Source organism: Paraburkholderia sp. RL17-337-BIB-A (genome assembly GCF_046025895.1).
GTDB classification, from domain to species: domain Bacteria; phylum Pseudomonadota; class Gammaproteobacteria; order Burkholderiales; family Burkholderiaceae; genus Paraburkholderia; species Paraburkholderia fungorum_C.
On the sequence record NZ_JARESY010000002.1, the window covers coordinates 2,762,420 to 2,778,895 of the forward strand.

Annotated in this window: 17 protein-coding genes; 8 read left to right on the plus strand and 9 right to left on the minus strand. The window is 60.3% G+C overall.

Annotated features, from left to right (window positions below; translation table 11 throughout):
• Nucleotides 1-152 precede the first annotated feature (152 nt).
• Both ltrA and P0D84_RS33060 read left to right on the plus strand, forming a co-directional pair.
• Complete coding sequence (ltrA, locus tag P0D84_RS33055) at nt 153-1,697, plus strand: group II intron reverse transcriptase/maturase (protein ID WP_408343652.1); 1,545 nt, start codon at nt 153-155, stop codon at nt 1,695-1,697.
• Nucleotides 1,698-1,854: 157 nt separating this feature from the next.
• Nucleotides 1,855-2,223, plus strand: a complete 369-nt coding sequence (locus P0D84_RS33060; RefSeq protein ID WP_408343654.1) for a hypothetical protein — start codon at nt 1,855-1,857, stop codon at nt 2,221-2,223.
• A gap of 66 nt (nt 2,224-2,289) precedes the next feature.
• On the opposite strand, the gene P0D84_RS33065 is transcribed toward P0D84_RS33060, so the two are convergent.
• The gene (locus P0D84_RS33065) at nt 2,290-2,916 is read right to left on the minus strand and encodes a LysE family translocator (protein WP_408343656.1); all 627 of its coding nucleotides are present in this window, start codon (nt 2,914-2,916) and stop codon (nt 2,290-2,292) included.
• 147 nt (nt 2,917-3,063) lie between these two features.
• On the opposite strand from P0D84_RS33065, the gene P0D84_RS33070 reads away from it, so the two are divergent.
• From P0D84_RS33070 to P0D84_RS33085, 4 genes are all read left to right on the plus strand, one after another.
• On the plus strand, nt 3,064-3,690 hold the full coding sequence (locus P0D84_RS33070; protein ID WP_408346211.1) for an IMPACT family protein: 627 nt from the start codon (nt 3,064-3,066) through the stop codon (nt 3,688-3,690).
• 275 nt (nt 3,691-3,965) lie between these two features.
• The gene (locus P0D84_RS33075; protein ID WP_408346214.1) at nt 3,966-4,469 is read left to right on the plus strand and encodes a hypothetical protein; all 504 of its coding nucleotides are present in this window, start codon (nt 3,966-3,968) and stop codon (nt 4,467-4,469) included.
• Between the two features lie 150 nt (nt 4,470-4,619).
• Nucleotides 4,620-5,240, plus strand: coding sequence for a LysE family translocator (locus P0D84_RS33080; RefSeq protein ID WP_408343658.1), 621 nt, complete (start codon nt 4,620-4,622; stop codon nt 5,238-5,240).
• 269 nt (nt 5,241-5,509) lie between these two features.
• Nucleotides 5,510-6,487, plus strand: coding sequence for a 2-dehydropantoate 2-reductase (locus P0D84_RS33085; protein WP_408343660.1), 978 nt, complete (start codon nt 5,510-5,512; stop codon nt 6,485-6,487).
• An 86-nt stretch (nt 6,488-6,573) separates the two neighbouring features.
• Here the strand turns inward: P0D84_RS33085 and P0D84_RS33090 are convergent, their stop codons facing one another.
• The 3 genes from P0D84_RS33090 to oxlT form a co-directional block, all read right to left on the minus strand.
• Nucleotides 6,574-8,025: an aldehyde dehydrogenase family protein gene (locus P0D84_RS33090; RefSeq protein ID WP_408346217.1), complete on the minus strand. Its 1,452-nt coding sequence runs from the start codon at nt 8,023-8,025 to the stop codon at nt 6,574-6,576.
• Nucleotides 8,026-8,100: 75 nt separating this feature from the next.
• Nucleotides 8,101-9,087 (minus strand): LysR family transcriptional regulator, encoded by a 987-nt coding sequence (locus P0D84_RS33095; RefSeq protein ID WP_408343662.1) that lies wholly within the window; start codon nt 9,085-9,087, stop codon nt 8,101-8,103.
• 30 nt (nt 9,088-9,117) lie between these two features.
• Nucleotides 9,118-10,461 (minus strand): oxalate/formate MFS antiporter, encoded by a 1,344-nt coding sequence (oxlT, locus tag P0D84_RS33100; RefSeq protein ID WP_408343664.1) that lies wholly within the window; start codon nt 10,459-10,461, stop codon nt 9,118-9,120.
• 375 nt (nt 10,462-10,836) lie between these two features.
• Here oxlT and P0D84_RS33105 point away from each other — a divergent pair, with 375 nt between their 5' ends.
• Both P0D84_RS33105 and P0D84_RS33110 read left to right on the plus strand, forming a co-directional pair.
• On the plus strand, nt 10,837-11,784 hold the full coding sequence (locus P0D84_RS33105; protein WP_408343665.1) for a LysR family transcriptional regulator: 948 nt from the start codon (nt 10,837-10,839) through the stop codon (nt 11,782-11,784).
• A gap of 108 nt (nt 11,785-11,892) precedes the next feature.
• A complete protein-coding gene (locus P0D84_RS33110; protein ID WP_408343667.1) occupies nt 11,893-12,198 on the plus strand; it encodes an HAD family hydrolase in 306 nt (101 codons plus the stop codon).
• 59 nt (nt 12,199-12,257) lie between these two features.
• Here the strand turns inward: P0D84_RS33110 and P0D84_RS33115 are convergent, their stop codons facing one another.
• From P0D84_RS33115 to P0D84_RS33135, 5 genes are all read right to left on the minus strand, one after another.
• Complete coding sequence (locus P0D84_RS33115) at nt 12,258-12,902, minus strand: NAD(P)(+) transhydrogenase (Re/Si-specific) subunit beta (RefSeq protein WP_408343669.1); 645 nt, start codon at nt 12,900-12,902, stop codon at nt 12,258-12,260.
• Nucleotides 12,899-13,684 carry a fumarylacetoacetate hydrolase family protein gene (locus P0D84_RS33120; protein ID WP_408343671.1) on the minus strand — a complete coding sequence of 262 codons (786 nt, stop codon included), beginning with the start codon at nt 13,682-13,684 and terminating at the stop codon, nt 12,899-12,901. The genes P0D84_RS33115 and P0D84_RS33120 overlap by 4 nt, the downstream gene beginning before the upstream one ends.
• Before the next feature lie 132 nt (nt 13,685-13,816).
• Entirely contained in the window at nt 13,817-15,064 is a 1,248-nt protein-coding gene (frc, locus tag P0D84_RS33125; RefSeq protein ID WP_408343673.1) for a formyl-CoA transferase, read from the minus strand.
• A 254-nt stretch (nt 15,065-15,318) separates the two neighbouring features.
• Nucleotides 15,319-16,038, minus strand: coding sequence for a GntR family transcriptional regulator (locus tag P0D84_RS33130; protein WP_408343675.1), 720 nt, complete (start codon nt 16,036-16,038; stop codon nt 15,319-15,321).
• Complete coding sequence (locus P0D84_RS33135; RefSeq protein ID WP_408343677.1) at nt 16,016-16,237, minus strand: hypothetical protein; 222 nt, start codon at nt 16,235-16,237, stop codon at nt 16,016-16,018. Before P0D84_RS33135 ends, P0D84_RS33130 begins: the two co-directional genes overlap by 23 nt.
• Nucleotides 16,238-16,476: the final 239 nt, after the last annotated feature.

Below are 16,476 nucleotides of genomic sequence, written 5' to 3' on the forward strand. Positions count from 1 at the left end.
GCGGAGTGGGTAAAGGGGGTTGGAGAAAGCGAATGCCGGGCTGTAATGGTGCGGATACGGGTTGCGACATCACCCGACACGAAAGTGGGCAGACTTCCAACTGGTCTCTCATCACGAGATAACCAGCATGAACTTTGAAGGCGGGAAAGCAAATGAACGGGCAGTCGACGTGTGCACTGGCCGACTATGCACAGTCGTGGCACAGCATTGACTGGGGCACGGTATGCAGCGTGGTCAAAAGAATGCAGGCGCGTATCGTGAAGGCGACGAAGGAAGGCCGCTGGAACAAGGTGAAAGCCTTGCAAAAGCTGCTGACCTGCTCGTTTCATGGCAAAGCTTTAGCCGTGAAACGCGTGACGGAAAATCAGGGCAAACGTACCCCGGGCGTAGACGGTGTGCTGTGGTCTACTCCGGATGCCAAATACAAGGCAATAGGCTCGCTACAGCGACGTGGCTATAAGCCGCTGCCGCTCAAACGGATCTACATTCCGAAAAGTAACGGGAAGCTGCGCCCACTGAGTATCCCGACGATGCAGGATCGGGCGATGCAGGCGCTTTACCTGCTCGCGCTCGATCCTGTGTCGGAAACGATCTCCGACGCGCAGTCCTACGGATTCCGCAAAGAGCGATCTACGCACGATGCAATAGCACAGTGCTTTCTGAATGCCCGATACCACGGCAACCCAAAAGATCGGGGCGCACGAGTATCAGCTCAGTGGATACTCGAAGCGGACATCCGCGGCTGTTTCGACAATATTGACCACACGTGGCTTTTACAGAACGTGCCAATGGACAAGGCTGTGTTGAAGAAATGGCTGAAGGCTGGTTACCTGAAGGACGGCACCTTCGCACCGACCAACGATGGAACCCCGCAGGGCGGCATCATCAGCCCCGTCCTGGCAAACCTGGCTTTAAACGGATTGGACAAGGCGTTATCGTCCGCCTTCAGGAATGCGTCACAGCGGGCTATCAACAAAGTCAACATGGTGCGATACGCCGACGACTTCGTCATCACTGGGGCAAGTCGGGAGGTGCTGGAGGAGAAGATTACTCCAGTCGTCACGGCCTTCCTTGCATCACGAGGGTTGGAGCTTGCGCCGGAGAAGACGAAGATCACCCACTTGACTGAAGGCTACGACTTCCTCGGCCAGCACGTCCGGCGATATGGCAGCAAACTGCTCATCAAACCGGCGCGCAAGAACGTTCACGCGTTCCTGCAAAAGGTCAGGAGTCTGATTCGCCAACTGATGGGCGCTCCGCAAAGGCAACTCATCGATACTCTCAACCCGGTCATCACTGGTTGGGCGATGTACCACCAGCACATCGTAGCGAAGAAAACCTTCAGTTATGTGGATAGCCAGATCTGGTACGCGTTATGGCAATGGGCGCGACGACGCCATCCGAAGAAACTGGGACACTGGGTATACCGGCGTTACTTCCACCAGTTCGGGCTGCGGCACTGGGTGTTCGCCGCACGCACGGACGAACTGGATGACACTGGCTCCCCGATCTACCGGGAGCTTCGAAAAGCGTCGGCCACGCCGATCGAGCGGCACCCGAAGGTCCAATCGGACGCCAATCCTTACGACACCGAGTGGTTCACGTACTTCGCGCAGCGCGCTGCGATCCGAAGCCGCAAGTCCCGCTCCCGCAGAACGTTACCTAAAGGCAACGCGCATGCGGTCGTCTGGCCCTAACGCCGGTACACATGCTGGTCAAACGTCGTTGACCGGGTTGGCATGAGCCAGCCTTATTGAGGCTTGAGCCGTATGCGGGGAAACTCGCACGTACGGTTCTTAGGGGAGGACGCGACGGCAACGTCGCGTCCTTACCCGACTATTTTTCGTCTGAGCAATGCGTCTTCCTCCCTTCGAACCTCCCACGCTTGCCGAACTGCGCGCCTGGTGGCGCACGCGCGACGAGCAGGCCATCCAGCGGCTCATTCTCGAGATCCAGCGGCAGCGGCTCACACTGCTGGAGCTGCGCGACCTGATCGACAGCGGCGTCCAGCAAGCGCGCGCCACCGACCGCACGCTGGTCGAACGCGGCGAACCCTTAATGACGTTACGCATACGGATCGCGCAGGAAGTGCTGCGTGTCGGCGACATCGACGATACGCGGCAGATGAGCCGGGCCGAACAGGAACGGCTCGCCGTGCGCACCGAGGGCCAGATGGAATACGCGCGCGAAGGCCGCCTGAGACGGCAGCGCCGGAATATCTAGCGCGAACGTGGCAACGTATTTCCGCGCGCCCGAACCCAAAAAAGCATGCGGCCGCCTCCGGACTCGTCAGCGCGTTTGCGTGGCGACGCGCAGGCCAAGCGAAATGAACAGCACGCCGATGAACTTGTTTTGCCAGCGGCTAAGCCAGGTCAGGCGCTTGACGAGTTTGCCCAGCGGACGAATGGTCAGCACGATGAGCGTCGTATAAAGCGCGCTCATGCCGACGAAGATGAGTCCCAGTGTCGTGAACTGCAGGAATGTGGAGCCGTGCTCAGGACTAACGAACTGCGGCAGGAACGCGAGGAAAAACAGCGCGGTCTTGGGATTCAACACTTCGACAGGGATCGCCTGAAAGAAGGCTTTAGAAGCGGATACCGGCGCCACCGCCGGCAAATGCGCGCTCGCCTGCTTCTCGCGCAAGGCGCGAACACCGAGATAGACGAGATAGGCGGCGCCGACGAATTTCACGGCATTGAAAGCTAGCGCCGATGTCATCAGCAGGGCGGACAGCCCGACCGCTGCACCCAAGGTGTGGATGAAATCGCCCACCGCGATACCGAGACCGGTGAGTATGCCCGCCTTGCGCCCACCGTGCACCGTACGCGTCAAAACCAGCAGCACGGCCGGACCGGGAATCAGAAAGAGCCCTAATACAACGGCAACGAACGTTCCTAGCGTGGAAAAATCAAGCATGTTGTCTCCTGGGGGGTGCGCCCGGTGCAGCCGGGCGGCGCGCGTTCAGCGGACGATTGTAGACGAATGCCGATTACCTATTGGCGATCCGTTACCATTGCGGGCACAGGGCCGCGTGAGACCCACGCATGAGATCCGCATGTGGCCATGCATGAGGCCCGCATCTTTTCATCCACTGAAGTCTTTGCCTTGCCCACTTACACCTTGCCCGCGCCGCTCTCCGCCGAACTGGAGATTCGTAAGAGCCGTTTCATCGCGCATGCGATTCCCGTCGCCGACCGCGACGCCGCGATGGTCGAGCTGCGGCGTCTGCGCGACGAGTATCCGGGCGCGACGCACGTGTGCTGGGCGCTACTGGCAGGCGGCCAGTCAGGCATGTCCGACGACGGCGAGCCGTCCGGAACCGCGGGCCGGCCCATTCTCGAAGTGCTGCGGCATCATGATCTGGACGGCGTGCTGGCGGCCGTCGTGCGGTATTACGGCGGCGTGAAGCTGGGCGCCGGCGGCCTGGTGCGCGCGTATACCGACGCGATTGCTGCGGCCCTATTGGACGCACCGCGGGTGGAAAGGATTGCCCAGGTTACGCTGATCGTCGAAGTGAGCTACGCCGATGAAGCGAAGGTGCGCAGATGGATCGAGGCCGAAGGTTACGGACTCGTGGAGAGCGTCTACGGCATGCTGGTAAGGATGACTGTCCGGCTGCCCGTCAACGCGGTGGACGATGCCCGGTTAGCCCTCGTGGATATGACTCAGGGGAAAGCCGGATTTTTTTGATCGTTATGATGAGCGTGGCTGTTTCGATCGTTCGAGCATTCCGGCCCCTTACTCAGTTAAGAGGAGGCACAGGATCGGCTCGCTGTTACCATGCTGCTCTGTACCGGGATGATCCAACCTGAAAGGCAACTCCTCTGACCTCGACTGCCGCTTTTTCCAGCACAGCGTCCGAGTCGCCGCAACAGAGCCAGTCTCTGCGGCAATCGCTCGGTCCCCCGCGTCCGGCCCTGAGATCCGCTGTGCTCAAGGGTTGCGGCGTCGTCGCACTACCGTTGATGCTGTCCGCCTGCTCCTGGTCGTGGTTCGGCCTGAATAGCCCACCGCGCGCAGCCACGCATTCAACCGGCTGGCTCAGCGTTGCCCCCGCCCGCGATTTCGCCTATATACCGGCTCGCAACGGCCAGGTGTCGCCGAACCGGATCGAAAATACGGCGATGACCGGCATCGTGTTAAAAAACGATATCAACGAAACCGTGCGCAACAGCATTGCCAGCAGCTTGCAGGTCGCTGGCTTTCATCTCACCGAGGGCAGGAAGGTTCTGAGCGGCAGCATCGAGAAGTTCACGGTAGACGATGAGCGCTCTCCAGCATTCTGGACACTGAAAATGCGTTACGTCGTGACCGACGCCACGACCCAGAAAGTTGTGTTCTCAACCATCAAGACGGTCCGCCAGAAGTCGCCTAAATTCACTAGCAACATCATCGCCATCGAAGACACCGTCAAGCTAAGCGTAGATGCGTTGATCAGCGACCCAGGCTTCGTCAAATCGGTGAATTGAGCGGGCGGACTGAATCGGTGCGTTCGCCGATTCGCTACAATTGGCACATCTCGGGGAAACGCGAAATCAGGACATCACCGGTGCTTGCCGCTTCGCCATTTCACGCGCCCGATTCGTTGCACTCACGTCCCCTTCTCCGTGCGAGCTGTCATGTCCATCACCGCCTGGCTGTTCTTCCTGCCCGCCTGCTTCGCGATCAACCTCGCGCCCGGCCCGAACAATCTTCTATCGATCAACGTCGCCGCGCGTCACGGCTTTATGACGGCGTTCGTCGGCGGCACCGGCCGCCTTGTCGCGTTCGCGTTGATGCTGGTGCTGGCCGCGACCGGACTCGCCGTCGTGCTGCACGCATCCGAGTGGTTCTTTCTGGCGATCAAACTGGCCGGCGCCGCCTATCTGATCTGGCTTGCGATCCAGTTGTGGCGCAGCGACGCTCCGGCCATCGATACGACCCGGCAGGACGACGCCTCGCTGTGGCGGATCGCGCGGCAGGAATGCCTCGTGGCGGCGGGCAATCCCAAGGCGATTCTGGTTTTCACCGCATTTTTGCCGCAGTTCGTCGATATCGCCAAACCAATGCTGCCGCAGTTCGCGGTGCTCGGCGCGAGCTTTCTGGTACTCGAATGGGTGGCGATCGCGCTTTATTCGTGGGCAGGCATGCATCTTGGCAAGTGGCTGGTTCGCACCAGGGTTCGCCGCTGGTTCAACCGCTGCTGCGGGGCGTTCCTGGCGGTGATCGGCGCGAGCTTTCTGCTGGTTCGGCGGACGTAGTCGTCGTTGCCGGAAATGCAATATTAAGCTTACCGAACCATCTCGCTGCTGACGCTCGGCCGAACAGGCTTGTCACTGACCATTTTGACCCGAGGCACGGTAACCGGGCGCGTCTGCACATATATAAACGATTGCTAATGAATTAGCGCAGAAACTTTAACTAGCAGTAATCGTCCTGCGCCCGTATGCTCAAAGAGTGACCCGCTACCGCGGCAAGGCTAATATGCGGCATCGGGCAAGCTACTTCTCATCGTCACAGGGGCGGCATCATGAAGATCTGTATCTTCGGAGCAGGAGCGATCGGCGGTTTAATGGGCGTGCAACTGGCGCGCGCCGGCGCGGACGTGAGTTTCATCGCGCGCGGCGCGCATCTCGCGGCGATGCGCGAACACGGCGCGCGGCTGATCATGGACGGTGAAACGTTCAGCGCGCCGGTACGCTGCACGTCCAACCCAGCCGAACTCGGTGTGCAGGATGTCGTGATCGTCACGCTCAAGGCGCACTCATTGCCCGGCGTGGTCGACGCCATGCAGCCGCTCCTCGGCAAGCACACGGCGATCGTCACCGGCGTCAATGGCATTCCCTATTGGTACTTTTACCAGCACGGCGGAAAATTCGCCGGCACGCGCCTCGCCAGCATCGATCCGGACGGCAGCCAATGGAACAAGCTCGGCCCCGAACGCGCGATCGGCTGTGTGCTGTATCCCGCCGCGGAGATTGTCGAACCGGGCGTCATCAAGCACGTGTACGGCAAGAAATTCCCGATCGGCGAGCCGAGCGGCGAACGCACGCCGCGCATTCAGCAATTGCACGAGATCATGCAGGCGGCCGGTTTCGATGCGCCGATCCGCGACAATATCCGCGACGAAATCTGGCTCAAGCTGTGGGGCAACCTGTGCTTCAATCCGATCAGCGCATTGACTCACGCCACGCTCGATGTCCTCACCAGCGACCCTGGCACACGTGCGGTATCGCGCACGATGATGCTCGAAGCCAAGCGCATTGCGGATCAGTTCGGCGTGCATTTTCGTGTCGATGTGGAAAAACGCATCGACGGCGCGGGCGCGGTCGGCGCACATAAGACCTCGACGCTGGTCGATCTTGAGAACCGACGTCCGATGGAGATCGATCCGCTACTGACGGTGGTGCAGGAAATGGGCCGCCTCGTTGCCGAGCCCACGCCGACTATCGACGTCGTGCTCGCGCTGATCAAACTGCGTGAACGGATGGCCTTGCAGGGCGATTGAACGCTCATTCACGCTGCGAGCAACACGTCATAAGCTTTCACAAAAGGATCGAACGCCACGCGCGTTCGATCCTTTCTTTTACACCGCTACTGGTCGATCGCCAGCCACACCGCCTTCGGTTCGGTGAAGTTTTCAATCGCCACGTCACCGTGCTCGCGGCCAAAACCGGAATCGCCGGAACCGCCCCAAGGCAAACGCACGTCGGTATAGCCGTAGGTATTGATCCATACGGTGCCGGCTTTCAGGTCACGCGCAACCCGATGCACGCGGCCAATATCCGCGCTCCATACCCCGGCCGCGAGGCTATACAACGTGCCATTGGCGATACGGATCGCATCGGCTTCGTCGTTGAAGCGAATCACGGTGGCTACCGGCCCGAAGATCTCCTCCTGCGAAATGCGCATTTCATGCTCGACGTTGGCGAATACCGTCGGCTCGACGAAAAAGCCACGCTCGCCCACGCGCGCGCCGCCGGTCACGAGCGACGCGCCTTCAGAACGCCCTGTCTCGACATAGCCGAGCACGGTCTTCATCTGTGCCGCGGAGATGAGCGGCCCCATCGACGTTTCGCTCGCCGCCGGATCGCCAACCTTGATCGCCTTCGCACGCGCCGCGAGACGCTCGACCACTTCGTCGTAAACGTCGCGATGAGCAAGAATGCGCGAGCCCGCCGAACACACCTGGCCGGTGTTGAAGAAAATCCCCGACGCCGCGGCGCGCACGGCATTGTCGAGATTTGCATCCGGGAAGATCAGGTTTGCCGACTTGCCGCCGAGCTCAAGCGTGACGCGCTTGAAGTTGCTGGCCGCGCCCTGCAGAATGCCGCGTCCCACGGCAGGCGAGCCTGTGAACGTCACTTTGTCGATGCCCGGATGCGCCACCAGCGCATCGCCGACCACTCGCCCCTTTCCGGTGACGATATTCAGTACTCCCGGTGGAATTCCCGCTTCGAGCGCGAGTTCGCCGATGCGCAACGCGGTTAGCGGCGTAATCTCCGCAGGCTTGACGATCAGTGTGCAACCGCAGGCCAGCGCAGGTGCGATTTTCCACATACCTATCATCAACGGGAAATTCCACGGCACGATCGCGGCGACCACGCCGACCGGTTCGCACAACGTGTACGTCAACGCATCGGGACGCACCGGCACCACTTGCCCGTTGATCTTGTCGCACCAGCCTGCGTAGTATTCGAGCGTATCGATCGCTGCCGGAATATCCTGGCGCATCACCGCCGAGATCGGCTTGCCAGCGTCAACGCTTTCGAGCGCCGCGAGCTCTTCCAGATTCGCGCGCATCAGACCGGCGAGACGCGCCAGGATGCGGCCCCGCTCGGCTGCCCGTATCGCGTTCCACACTTTCAATGCGGCACGCGCCGCGCGGACCGCGGTATCGACATCGGCAGCGCTGCCTTGTGCAACCAGCGCAATCGGCTCTTCGGTCGCAGGGTTGATGTCGACGGAATACTCGCCGGTGCCGGGCGGCAAACGCTTGCCGTCGATCAGCAGATCATGGCGTCTGAGGTCGGTTTCAGTTTCCATCATGAAGCTCCTTGTGCAATGCTGGATGAACCGACTGGCGGCGGATCAGCCGAGGCCAGTGGCTGGAGACGAGGCTTAGGGTTCGTGCAGGATCGCGCCACCCGGTGCCGCTGCCTGAGATGTGAACCCGTGCGAAGGGAACGATGCCGTACCGCCCGCAGAAGGCGCAGGCGCGCCGCCGAGCGAGGCGAGCTGCGCCCATGCCGCCGCGGCGTTGGGTCTGAGGGAGCGATTGCGGCGATGCACGAGCAGCGTCGTCAGATTCATTTCGGGAACCAGCGGTCGGCTCACGAGTGACGTGCCCAGTGTAAGCCAATGTGCGTCGACAGGTAAAACGCCGACGCCGAGCCCCAATTCGACCATGCGCAACACCGCCGCAACATGGCCGAGTTCCTGCACCGGCCGCCGTTTCAGGCCATGTGCGTTGAAGGCGAGTTCGAGCGCGGCGCGCATGCCGGTGTCGGCATTCAACGTGACGAGCGCCCATTCGTGCAACGCACGCCATTCAACGCCGGCTTGCCGCGCCAGCGGATGCGCGGGCGTCATCACGACATGCAGTGGCGTCGTGAAAACCACTTGCGCGTGCAACTGGTCTCCGCCAAGGGGCTCGGCCACCGAGACCACGCCGAAGTCCACCTCCCCCTGCTCGACACTCGCGAGCACTCCGCTTTGCGGTTGATCCTTGACGGACACGATCAGCTCGGGAAATGCCGACGCACAACGCGCAAGCCCGTGCGCCACCCAGCTCGACGAGAGCACTGGATTGCTTGCCAGCACAACTACACCGGTGTGTCCGTCATAAGCGGCGCGTTCTTCACGCAGCGTCAGCTCGATTTCATCGAGCAGGCGGCCGATTCTTCGCTCCAGACTCGCGCCCGCATTCGTCAGCTCTACCTGGCGCGTCGTGCGGTCGAACAGTTTCAATTCGACCGCATCTTCGAGTTCGCGCACACAGCGGCTCACTGCCGACTGCGTCAGATCGAACTCACGTGCCGCGCGCGTAAAGCTCCTTTCACGCGCGACGGCGACAAACACCTTAAGCTGCTGCAACGAAACATTCATAACGTTACTGCCGGGCGTGGACCTGTCACCCTATTCCCCTGTCTGCTCAGGCCAGTGACTACTCAGCCTCGAGGCCTTGCTGCCGGCAACCGCCAGCGCGCCCTGGGGCTCGTTGTGCAATTCGATCCAGCGTGAACGCATGGGCGCAAGAATGAACTTCGCCGAGATACCCGCGGCGATCGTGACGACGGCGGAGACGACAAAGACAAGATTCCAGCCGCCTGTGGCCGACAGCACCGACGCAATCGGCACGATCAGTGAGGCCGTGCCCTTCGCGGTATAAAGCGTACCCGCATTGGCCGCCGCATATTTACTGCCAAAGGTGTCGGCGCAAATCGCGGGGAAGATCGAGAAGATCTCACCCCAGAACAGGAAGATCAACGCGGCGAACGTCATGAACGCATACGGGTTGCTGCCGTACTGCATGAGGCCGAGCAAGGCGAGACCTTCGCCGATGAAGATCACGAACATCGTGTTTTCGCGGCCGAGTTTGTCGGAGATGAAACCGCACAGCGGACGAGTAAAACCGTTGCAGATGTTGTCGATGGAAAGCGTGGCGGTGAGCAGCGGCAAGGTCATGCCGAAGATCGTCATGGGGATGCGTGCGAGCCCCCAGTCTTTCGCGATCGGGCCAATTTGCGCGGTCGCCATCAAGCCGCCCGCGGCCACCGCGACGAACGACACATACATCACCCAGAACACCGGCGTCTTGATCATCTGGCCTGGCGTGCAATCGACCTTGGTCACCGCGAACTTCTTCTTGGGTGCCGCTTGCTGACGCAGGTTCGGCTTCTTCAACAGCAACGCGAGCAAAAGTATGGATACGCCTTGCAGAATGCCGAAGAAAAAGAAGGTGTGCTCGTAGCCCGAGCGCGTGATCATGTTGGCAATCGGAATGACGGTCACGGCCGCGCCGGCACCAAAACCCGCTGCGGTCAGACCGGCCGCAAGACCGCGGCGATCAGGAAACCACTTCAACGCATTACCCACACAGGTGCCGTACACGCCGCCCGCGCCGATCCCGGCAATGACCGCTGACACATACAACATCGGCAAGGTCGTTGCATATGAATTCATGACCCACGCGAGACCGGCGCATATCGCGCCGCCGGCGACCACCGGACGCGGGCCGAACTTGTCGACCAGCCAGCCCTCCACCGGCACGAGCCACGTTTCAGTGAGTATGAAAATCGCGAAGGCGAGTTGAATGGATGCTTCGCCCCAGTGATGCCGCGCATTCATCGGCGTGACGAACAACGTCCATGCGTATTGCAGATTGGCCACCAATGCCATGCACATCATGCCGATGACGAGCTGCCACCAACGATTCGCCCAGAATACGCGAGCCGTGGTCTGCTGATTGATATCGTCCATGCGCCTTGTCTCCGCTATTTATTCAGTACGGGCGGCTGTCGCGCCGTACTGCGTGCGTCTCATCTTATCGTTATGACCCGAACAGCCTTGCCATCCGGGAATATTTAATACTTGCGCCTTTCTTCAATTCGAATTATTTAAAAGCCATTTTACCTGAGTGACTGCTTTTACAAGTCAGTTCTTTATTCCGATCAATTAGGCAATGGCAGTGCATCAACTTTCGCTGCTACCCCCGCCACGCCTCAACCCAAGCGTTAACCCGAGTGTTGCGCCGACAATTCCGCTTCTTATACAGACTCATGCTAGGGTCATTGCTGAATTACTAATAATTAAAGTTTGTTATTATGTTGATTCACGTTTGTTTATACATCGGTCATGACGATGCGCAATGCGACTCTGCGGCAACTAAAGGTCTTTGAAACGGTAGCGCGCCACCTGAGCTTCTCGCGTGCCGCGGAAGAACTGCATCTGACGCAGCCCGCCGTCTCCACCCAGGTCCGGCAACTCGAGGAACACGCCGGGCTGCCGCTGTTCGAGCAGCTCGGCAAAAAAATCTATCTGACGCCGGCCGGCACCGAGATGCTGCACTACAGCCGCGCGATCATTCAGCAGTTCCACGAAGTCGACGAGGCGATGGGTCAGCTCAAGGGTGTCTCCGGCGGCAAGCTGAACGTAGCGGTGATCAGCGCTGGCGACTACTTCTTTCCGCGCGTGCTGGCTGAGTTCACGCGGCGCTACTCGGGCGTCGTGCTCAATCTCTCCGTCCACAATCGCGAGGAGCTGTTGCATCAGCTCGCCACCAATCAGACCGATCTCGCGGTGATGGTGCGCCCGCCGCACGAAACCGACGCCACCAACGAGCCGTTTGCGCCGCACCCTTATGTCATCGTGGCAGCGCCCGCGCATCCGCTCGCGCACAAACGCAACATCAAGATGAGCCAGTTGGCGAGCGAGGCCTTCATCGTGCGCGAGCGCGGCTCGGACACGTGGAATTCGATGGAAGAAGGCTTCGCCGGCCGTCTCTCCAATCTCAAGATCGCAATGGAGATCAAGAGCACCGAGACGATCAAGCAGGCCGTCATCGCCGGCATGGGCATTGCCTTCCTGTCCGCGCATACGATCAGTCTCGAGTTGCAGCTTGGCCATCTGGTCGTGCTCGACGTCGAGAGCTTTCCCGTCATGCTCAACTGGTACGTCGTGCATCGGAAGAACAAGCGCCTGCCGCCGGTTGCCGTCGCCTTCAAACGTTTCCTGATGGAGGAAGGCGCGAGTCTCATCGAGAAAATCACGCGCGTGAAGGAATTGAGCGTCTATAAGCAGTAGGCTATGCAAAGCCAATAAAACTTTAATTATTGCAAATTGATCCGCATCCCTATGCTGCAAGTGAGCTCTCGCTTGAGTTCTTCCACTTGTCAGCCCAGGAGGCCGATCATGAACCACGCTTCGGTTGAGTCTCATGCCAGCACGCATACAACCAGCGTGAGCCTGGATAGTCCCGATGACGCTCATCTGAGTGCGTTCAACGCGGCCTTCAGCGATCTTGGCCTGCGGTTCCGCTGGGACCAGGCCACACTCGACGTGTTGAAGGAATTCACCAGTGAAGCCGCGCGCATCACCGCCTACATCGAACGGTTTCACGCCCATCTTCACAGGGCGTACGACGCCGAGTTTCTTGCCCAGATGATCCTGAGCAAGAAGGCCCGGTATTACCGCGAATTCGCGGCGACCGGCGATTGAGCGTGTCGGCGGGACGACCCCGCCATGCGTTCCGTTTGCGGCTCGACGCGTTGGTGTATTCATCCTTGACGGTACATCGCACGGTGACTGGTGCGTTGACGGACAAACCCGCGCTTTTGCGCGCTTACGTTTCCAGTGTTATGCCAGCCGCGGCGATGCCGGTATGCTGCCGCGCGCACTCTTTTCGGCGTTATCTCGCGCAGTGCCCAAGCTTGCTCTTCGCCACCGTGCCATTCGACGCGCGCCAATAAACCATGCCGCTCGACCGTTAATCCCTGGCAATGTCCGGCGAACGCATGAATGCGTGAACCGCGATCTTTCGAGTACTCGCGGCTGATCATCAGATGCGTGCCCAGTGCGGCGGCCAGCACACTCATTGCAAGCAGCGCCGCAAGTCCGAACGGCTGCGCCTGTTCAGTGACGAAGCCATAGCCGAGCCATCCACACAGCAGCAGCGCTGACACGCTGACAATGCCATGGCCCGGATGCGCCGCCGCGCTGAGGTCCAACGTACCGCGCATCTTGCAGAATGCGATTGCGGACGTGGCGAAGACCAGCGCGCCGATGAAGACCGCGGCATAAAGCTCGATACGTTCGAGATTCGCCTGCGACGCCGCCAACAAATAGCGCGCAAATCCGCCCAACATGACAGCAAGCCCTGCGGCGCTGCTGAGCAACGCAACGAGCCTCGGCCGTCGTGTCATAGCGCGATCTCGCGCACAGCAGCCAGCGTATTGCTCAATGTGCCGACTCCTTCGATCGAGATCGTCACTGTCGCGCCGTCCTTGATCGAGCCGACCCCCACCGACGTGCCGCACGCGATCACATCGCCCGGCTCGAGCGTCAGGTCCTGCGAAATCAGACGCACTTGCTCGGCCGGCGAAAACACCATGTCGTCGAGCGGATAGTTCTGCCGCTCCACACCGTCGACCATCGTGACGAGTCGCGCTGAGCGCCAGTCGAAACCGGACACGATCGAGGGGCCGATACAGCAGAACGTATCGAAACCTTTTGCCCGGCACCACTGCGGGAAGTGCGGATTCTCGTTCAGCAGTTCGGCGGCGGTCACGTCGTTGATGAGCGTATAGCCGAAGATCGCTTCAGCAGCCTCTTCAGCACTCGCATCGCGGCAGCGCCGCCCGATCACAATGCCGAGTTCGCCTTCGTAGACGATCTTGCCCGCGTAACTGGGCGGCCGCCGGATCGATTCACCGGAGCCGATCACCGATCCCGCCGGCTTCAGCAGAAATAGCGGATGTGACGGCACGGGCTTGTCGAGCTTCGCGGCGAGCGCGTGATAGTTATTCCACAGCGCGACGACCTTGCCGGGCGCACAAGGCGCGAGCGGCGTGAGTGCACGTGTCGACAACACAGCGCCGGTCGGCACCGGTTGATCGAGACTTTCGTACTCGTGCAGATAGCCGCCTTCCACCCGGCCGAACACGACGCCACCGCCGTTCGACATGAAACGCATCCACGTATCCATACGTCGCTCCTTGAGCGAACCGGCGCGATGCTCTTCGCTCTTCCAGATCGCGTGCTGCGAGGAAGATCGCGCCGTTATCATCTATGCATCGGATCAGCCCCGCGCCAGGCGCGTGCTGAGACGTCTACGCGCTCAAATCGCGCCGGCAGTGCGCAAGGCGCTGATCTGCTCGGGCGAATAGCCGAGTTCCGCCATGACCTCGTCGGTGTGCTCACCCAGCAGCGGCGAGCGTTTGACTTCGGTCGGGCTGTCCGACAGTTTGATAGGATTACCAACCGTCAGATACTTGCCGCGGGTCGGATGATCCACTTCCACAATCGTGCCGGTTTTGCGCAGCGACGGCTCTTCGGCGATTTCCTTCATCGACAGAATCGGCCCGCAAGGGATGTCGTATTTGTTGAGGATCTCCATGGCCTCGAACTTGGACTTGGTCATGGTCCAGCGCTCGATCTCGGCGAAGATGTCCTTCAGATGCGGCAAGCGCGCGGCAGGCGTCGCGTAGTCCGGATGGGTGGCCCACTCTTCCTTGCCGATCACGTTGCAGATCTTCGCCCACACCGGCGCCTGCGTGATGAAGTAGATATAGGCGTTCGGATCAGTCTCCCAGCCCTTGCACTTCAGAATCCAGCCTGGCTGGCCGCCGCCCGAAGCATTGCCCGCGCGCGGCACCGCTTCACCGAACGTCCCGTTCGGATATTGCGGATACTCTTTCATCGTGCCGGTGCGTTCGAGTCGCTGCTGGTCACGCAACTTCACGCGGCACAGGTTGAGCACGCCGTCCTGCATCGCGGCGAGCACCTTCTGGCCACGGCCGGTTTGCGTGCGCTGATAAAGCGCCGTGACAATCCCAAGCGCCAGATGCAAGCCCGTGCCGCTGTCGCCGATCTGCGCGCCGCTCACCACCGGCGGACCATCGTCGAAACCGGTGGTCGAAGCCGCGCCGCCCGCGCATTGCGCGACGTTCTCGTAGACCTTGCAGTCCTCGTAGGGACCAGGGCCGAAACCCTTCACCGAAGCGACGATCATGCGCGGATTCAATTCCTGAATCCGCTCCCATGTGAAACCCATCCGGTCCAGCGCACCCGGCGCGAAATTCTCCACCAGTACGTCGCACTGCTCGATCAGCGTCTCAAGAACCAGCTTGCCTTCCGGATTCTTCGTATCGATCGTGATCGAGCGCTTGTTGTGATTGAGCATCGTGAAGTACAAACTGTCCACGTCGGGGATGTCGCGCAGTTGCTCGCGCGTGATGTCGCCGGCACCGGCCCGCTCCACCTTGATCACGTCCGCACCAAACCACGCGAGCAATTGCGTGCAGGTCGGGCCCGATTGCACATGCGTGAAATCGAGAATGCGCACGCCGTCGAGTGCTTTGCTCATTGCCAAGTCTCCTGATCAATCGTTTGTGTGCAACGTTATCGACCGACGCGCCCGCTTCGATAACGCCCGCTCGCGCGGATGGGTGGTTCCTGAACTCGTTTGATATATCACATACCATATTTCATAGATCGTCAAGCGAGGCTTAACCCTGCCACCGCCGGCACATTGGATTTAACCCATAAAAAAAGCCTGCAGCGACGACGTCACTGCAGGCTTTTCCAATCCGTAGCGCCAACCCGGCGCTTAAGTCGCCGTCAATCCAGAAAATCGCAATTCGCTTCGACAAACGCCGCCAGGTCGAGCGAATGCTGGCGTGTAAGCCGCTCGGCAAGCTCGGTATCGCGCTGCTCCAACGCCTCGATGATGCGCAGGTGGTCAACGATCGAGCGCGACGCGCGGTCGCTCTGCGAAATGGTCATGCGGCGAATTGCCCGCACGTGGATAAAGATGTTCTTGATCGTGTCGAGAATGATCTGCGATTTCGACAACTCGACGATCGCCTGATGAAACGCGATGTTGGCGTCCGAATACTCGGCGATATGCTCGGCCGGCGTGGCGTCGCGGAAATGGTCGAACATGTGGCGCAGGCGGGCGATTTCCGCGTCCGTGGCATGTAGCGTGGCAAGACGCGCCGCCATGCTTTCGAGCGCGGCCCACATCTGGATCATTTCGACGATCTCGCGCTTGCTCTTACGCACGATATAGATGCCGCGCCGCGGCACCATGCGCAAAAAACCTTCCTGTTCGAGCAGCGTCATTGCCTCGCGCACCGGCGTGCGGCTCACGCCCAGCGATTCGCTCAGCACGCGTTCGTCGAGGCGAATATCCTCGCGAGTCTGGTAGATATCCGCGTCGGCAATGGCCTGGCGGAGCATTGCATACGCCTGGTCGCGCAAGCTCGCGCTCGCGCCGATGGGCTGCAAGGACAACGTCAAAGGTGTGGCCACTGCTTCAGTTTGAAGTTCTGACGACATTCATCGCCTCTTGTTGAACGCGCGCACGGTATGGCGCCGCCGCAGCCATGCCGCCGGCTTCGCCTAAGCCAATGAACCGGCCATGTTGCGCAGCAAGCTGCGCAACCGACTGCGGAATCCAGTGGGTCAACAGAACGGTGGCGGCAGCGCCTAAACCCACGACAGCAACGGCAAACAGCGAGAGAGGAACAAATTCCATTTGGAGCTCCGAATGATTGAGTTAGGGAAGACCCCAATCATATGCTGCAACGCCGCAGAAATCAATATTCCGTATGTAGTATATCAGTCGATGTTGTTTTAGGGTTGTCTACAGAAGGTAGCATGCATTCTCTGTTGTCCGCGTGCCTTCGCATTCCTCATCTTCCAGACACCGAGCCGGCCCCCTTCTTACATTTGACTCCGGTAATTCATTCCTGATCGGCACGCTGGATTGCCGCA

Bases quoted from the DNA above. Each gene is read 5' to 3' on its own strand.
- ltrA (WP_408343652.1), top strand. From the start codon at position 153: ATGAACGGGCAGTCGACGTGTGCACTGGCCGACTATGCACAGTCGTGG.
- P0D84_RS33060 (WP_408343654.1), top strand. From the start codon at position 1,855: ATGCGTCTTCCTCCCTTCGAACCTCCCACGCTTGCCGAACTGCGCGCC.
- P0D84_RS33065 (WP_408343656.1), bottom strand. From the start codon at position 2,916: ATGCTTGATTTTTCCACGCTAGGAACGTTCGTTGCCGTTGTATTAGGG.
- P0D84_RS33070 (WP_408346211.1), top strand. From the start codon at position 3,064: ATGCATGAGGCCCGCATCTTTTCATCCACTGAAGTCTTTGCCTTGCCC.
- P0D84_RS33075 (WP_408346214.1), top strand. From the start codon at position 3,966: ATGCTGTCCGCCTGCTCCTGGTCGTGGTTCGGCCTGAATAGCCCACCG.
- P0D84_RS33080 (WP_408343658.1), top strand. From the start codon at position 4,620: ATGTCCATCACCGCCTGGCTGTTCTTCCTGCCCGCCTGCTTCGCGATC.
- P0D84_RS33085 (WP_408343660.1), top strand. From the start codon at position 5,510: ATGAAGATCTGTATCTTCGGAGCAGGAGCGATCGGCGGTTTAATGGGC.
- P0D84_RS33090 (WP_408346217.1), bottom strand. From the start codon at position 8,025: ATGGAAACTGAAACCGACCTCAGACGCCATGATCTGCTGATCGACGGC.
- P0D84_RS33095 (WP_408343662.1), bottom strand. From the start codon at position 9,087: ATGAATGTTTCGTTGCAGCAGCTTAAGGTGTTTGTCGCCGTCGCGCGT.
- oxlT (WP_408343664.1), bottom strand. From the start codon at position 10,461: ATGGACGATATCAATCAGCAGACCACGGCTCGCGTATTCTGGGCGAAT.
- P0D84_RS33105 (WP_408343665.1), top strand. From the start codon at position 10,837: ATGACGATGCGCAATGCGACTCTGCGGCAACTAAAGGTCTTTGAAACG.
- P0D84_RS33110 (WP_408343667.1), top strand. From the start codon at position 11,893: ATGAACCACGCTTCGGTTGAGTCTCATGCCAGCACGCATACAACCAGC.
- P0D84_RS33115 (WP_408343669.1), bottom strand. From the start codon at position 12,902: ATGACACGACGGCCGAGGCTCGTTGCGTTGCTCAGCAGCGCCGCAGGG.
- P0D84_RS33120 (WP_408343671.1), bottom strand. From the start codon at position 13,684: ATGGATACGTGGATGCGTTTCATGTCGAACGGCGGTGGCGTCGTGTTC.
- frc (WP_408343673.1), bottom strand. From the start codon at position 15,064: ATGAGCAAAGCACTCGACGGCGTGCGCATTCTCGATTTCACGCATGTG.
- P0D84_RS33130 (WP_408343675.1), bottom strand. From the start codon at position 16,038: ATGTCGTCAGAACTTCAAACTGAAGCAGTGGCCACACCTTTGACGTTG.
- P0D84_RS33135 (WP_408343677.1), bottom strand. From the start codon at position 16,237: ATGGAATTTGTTCCTCTCTCGCTGTTTGCCGTTGCTGTCGTGGGTTTA.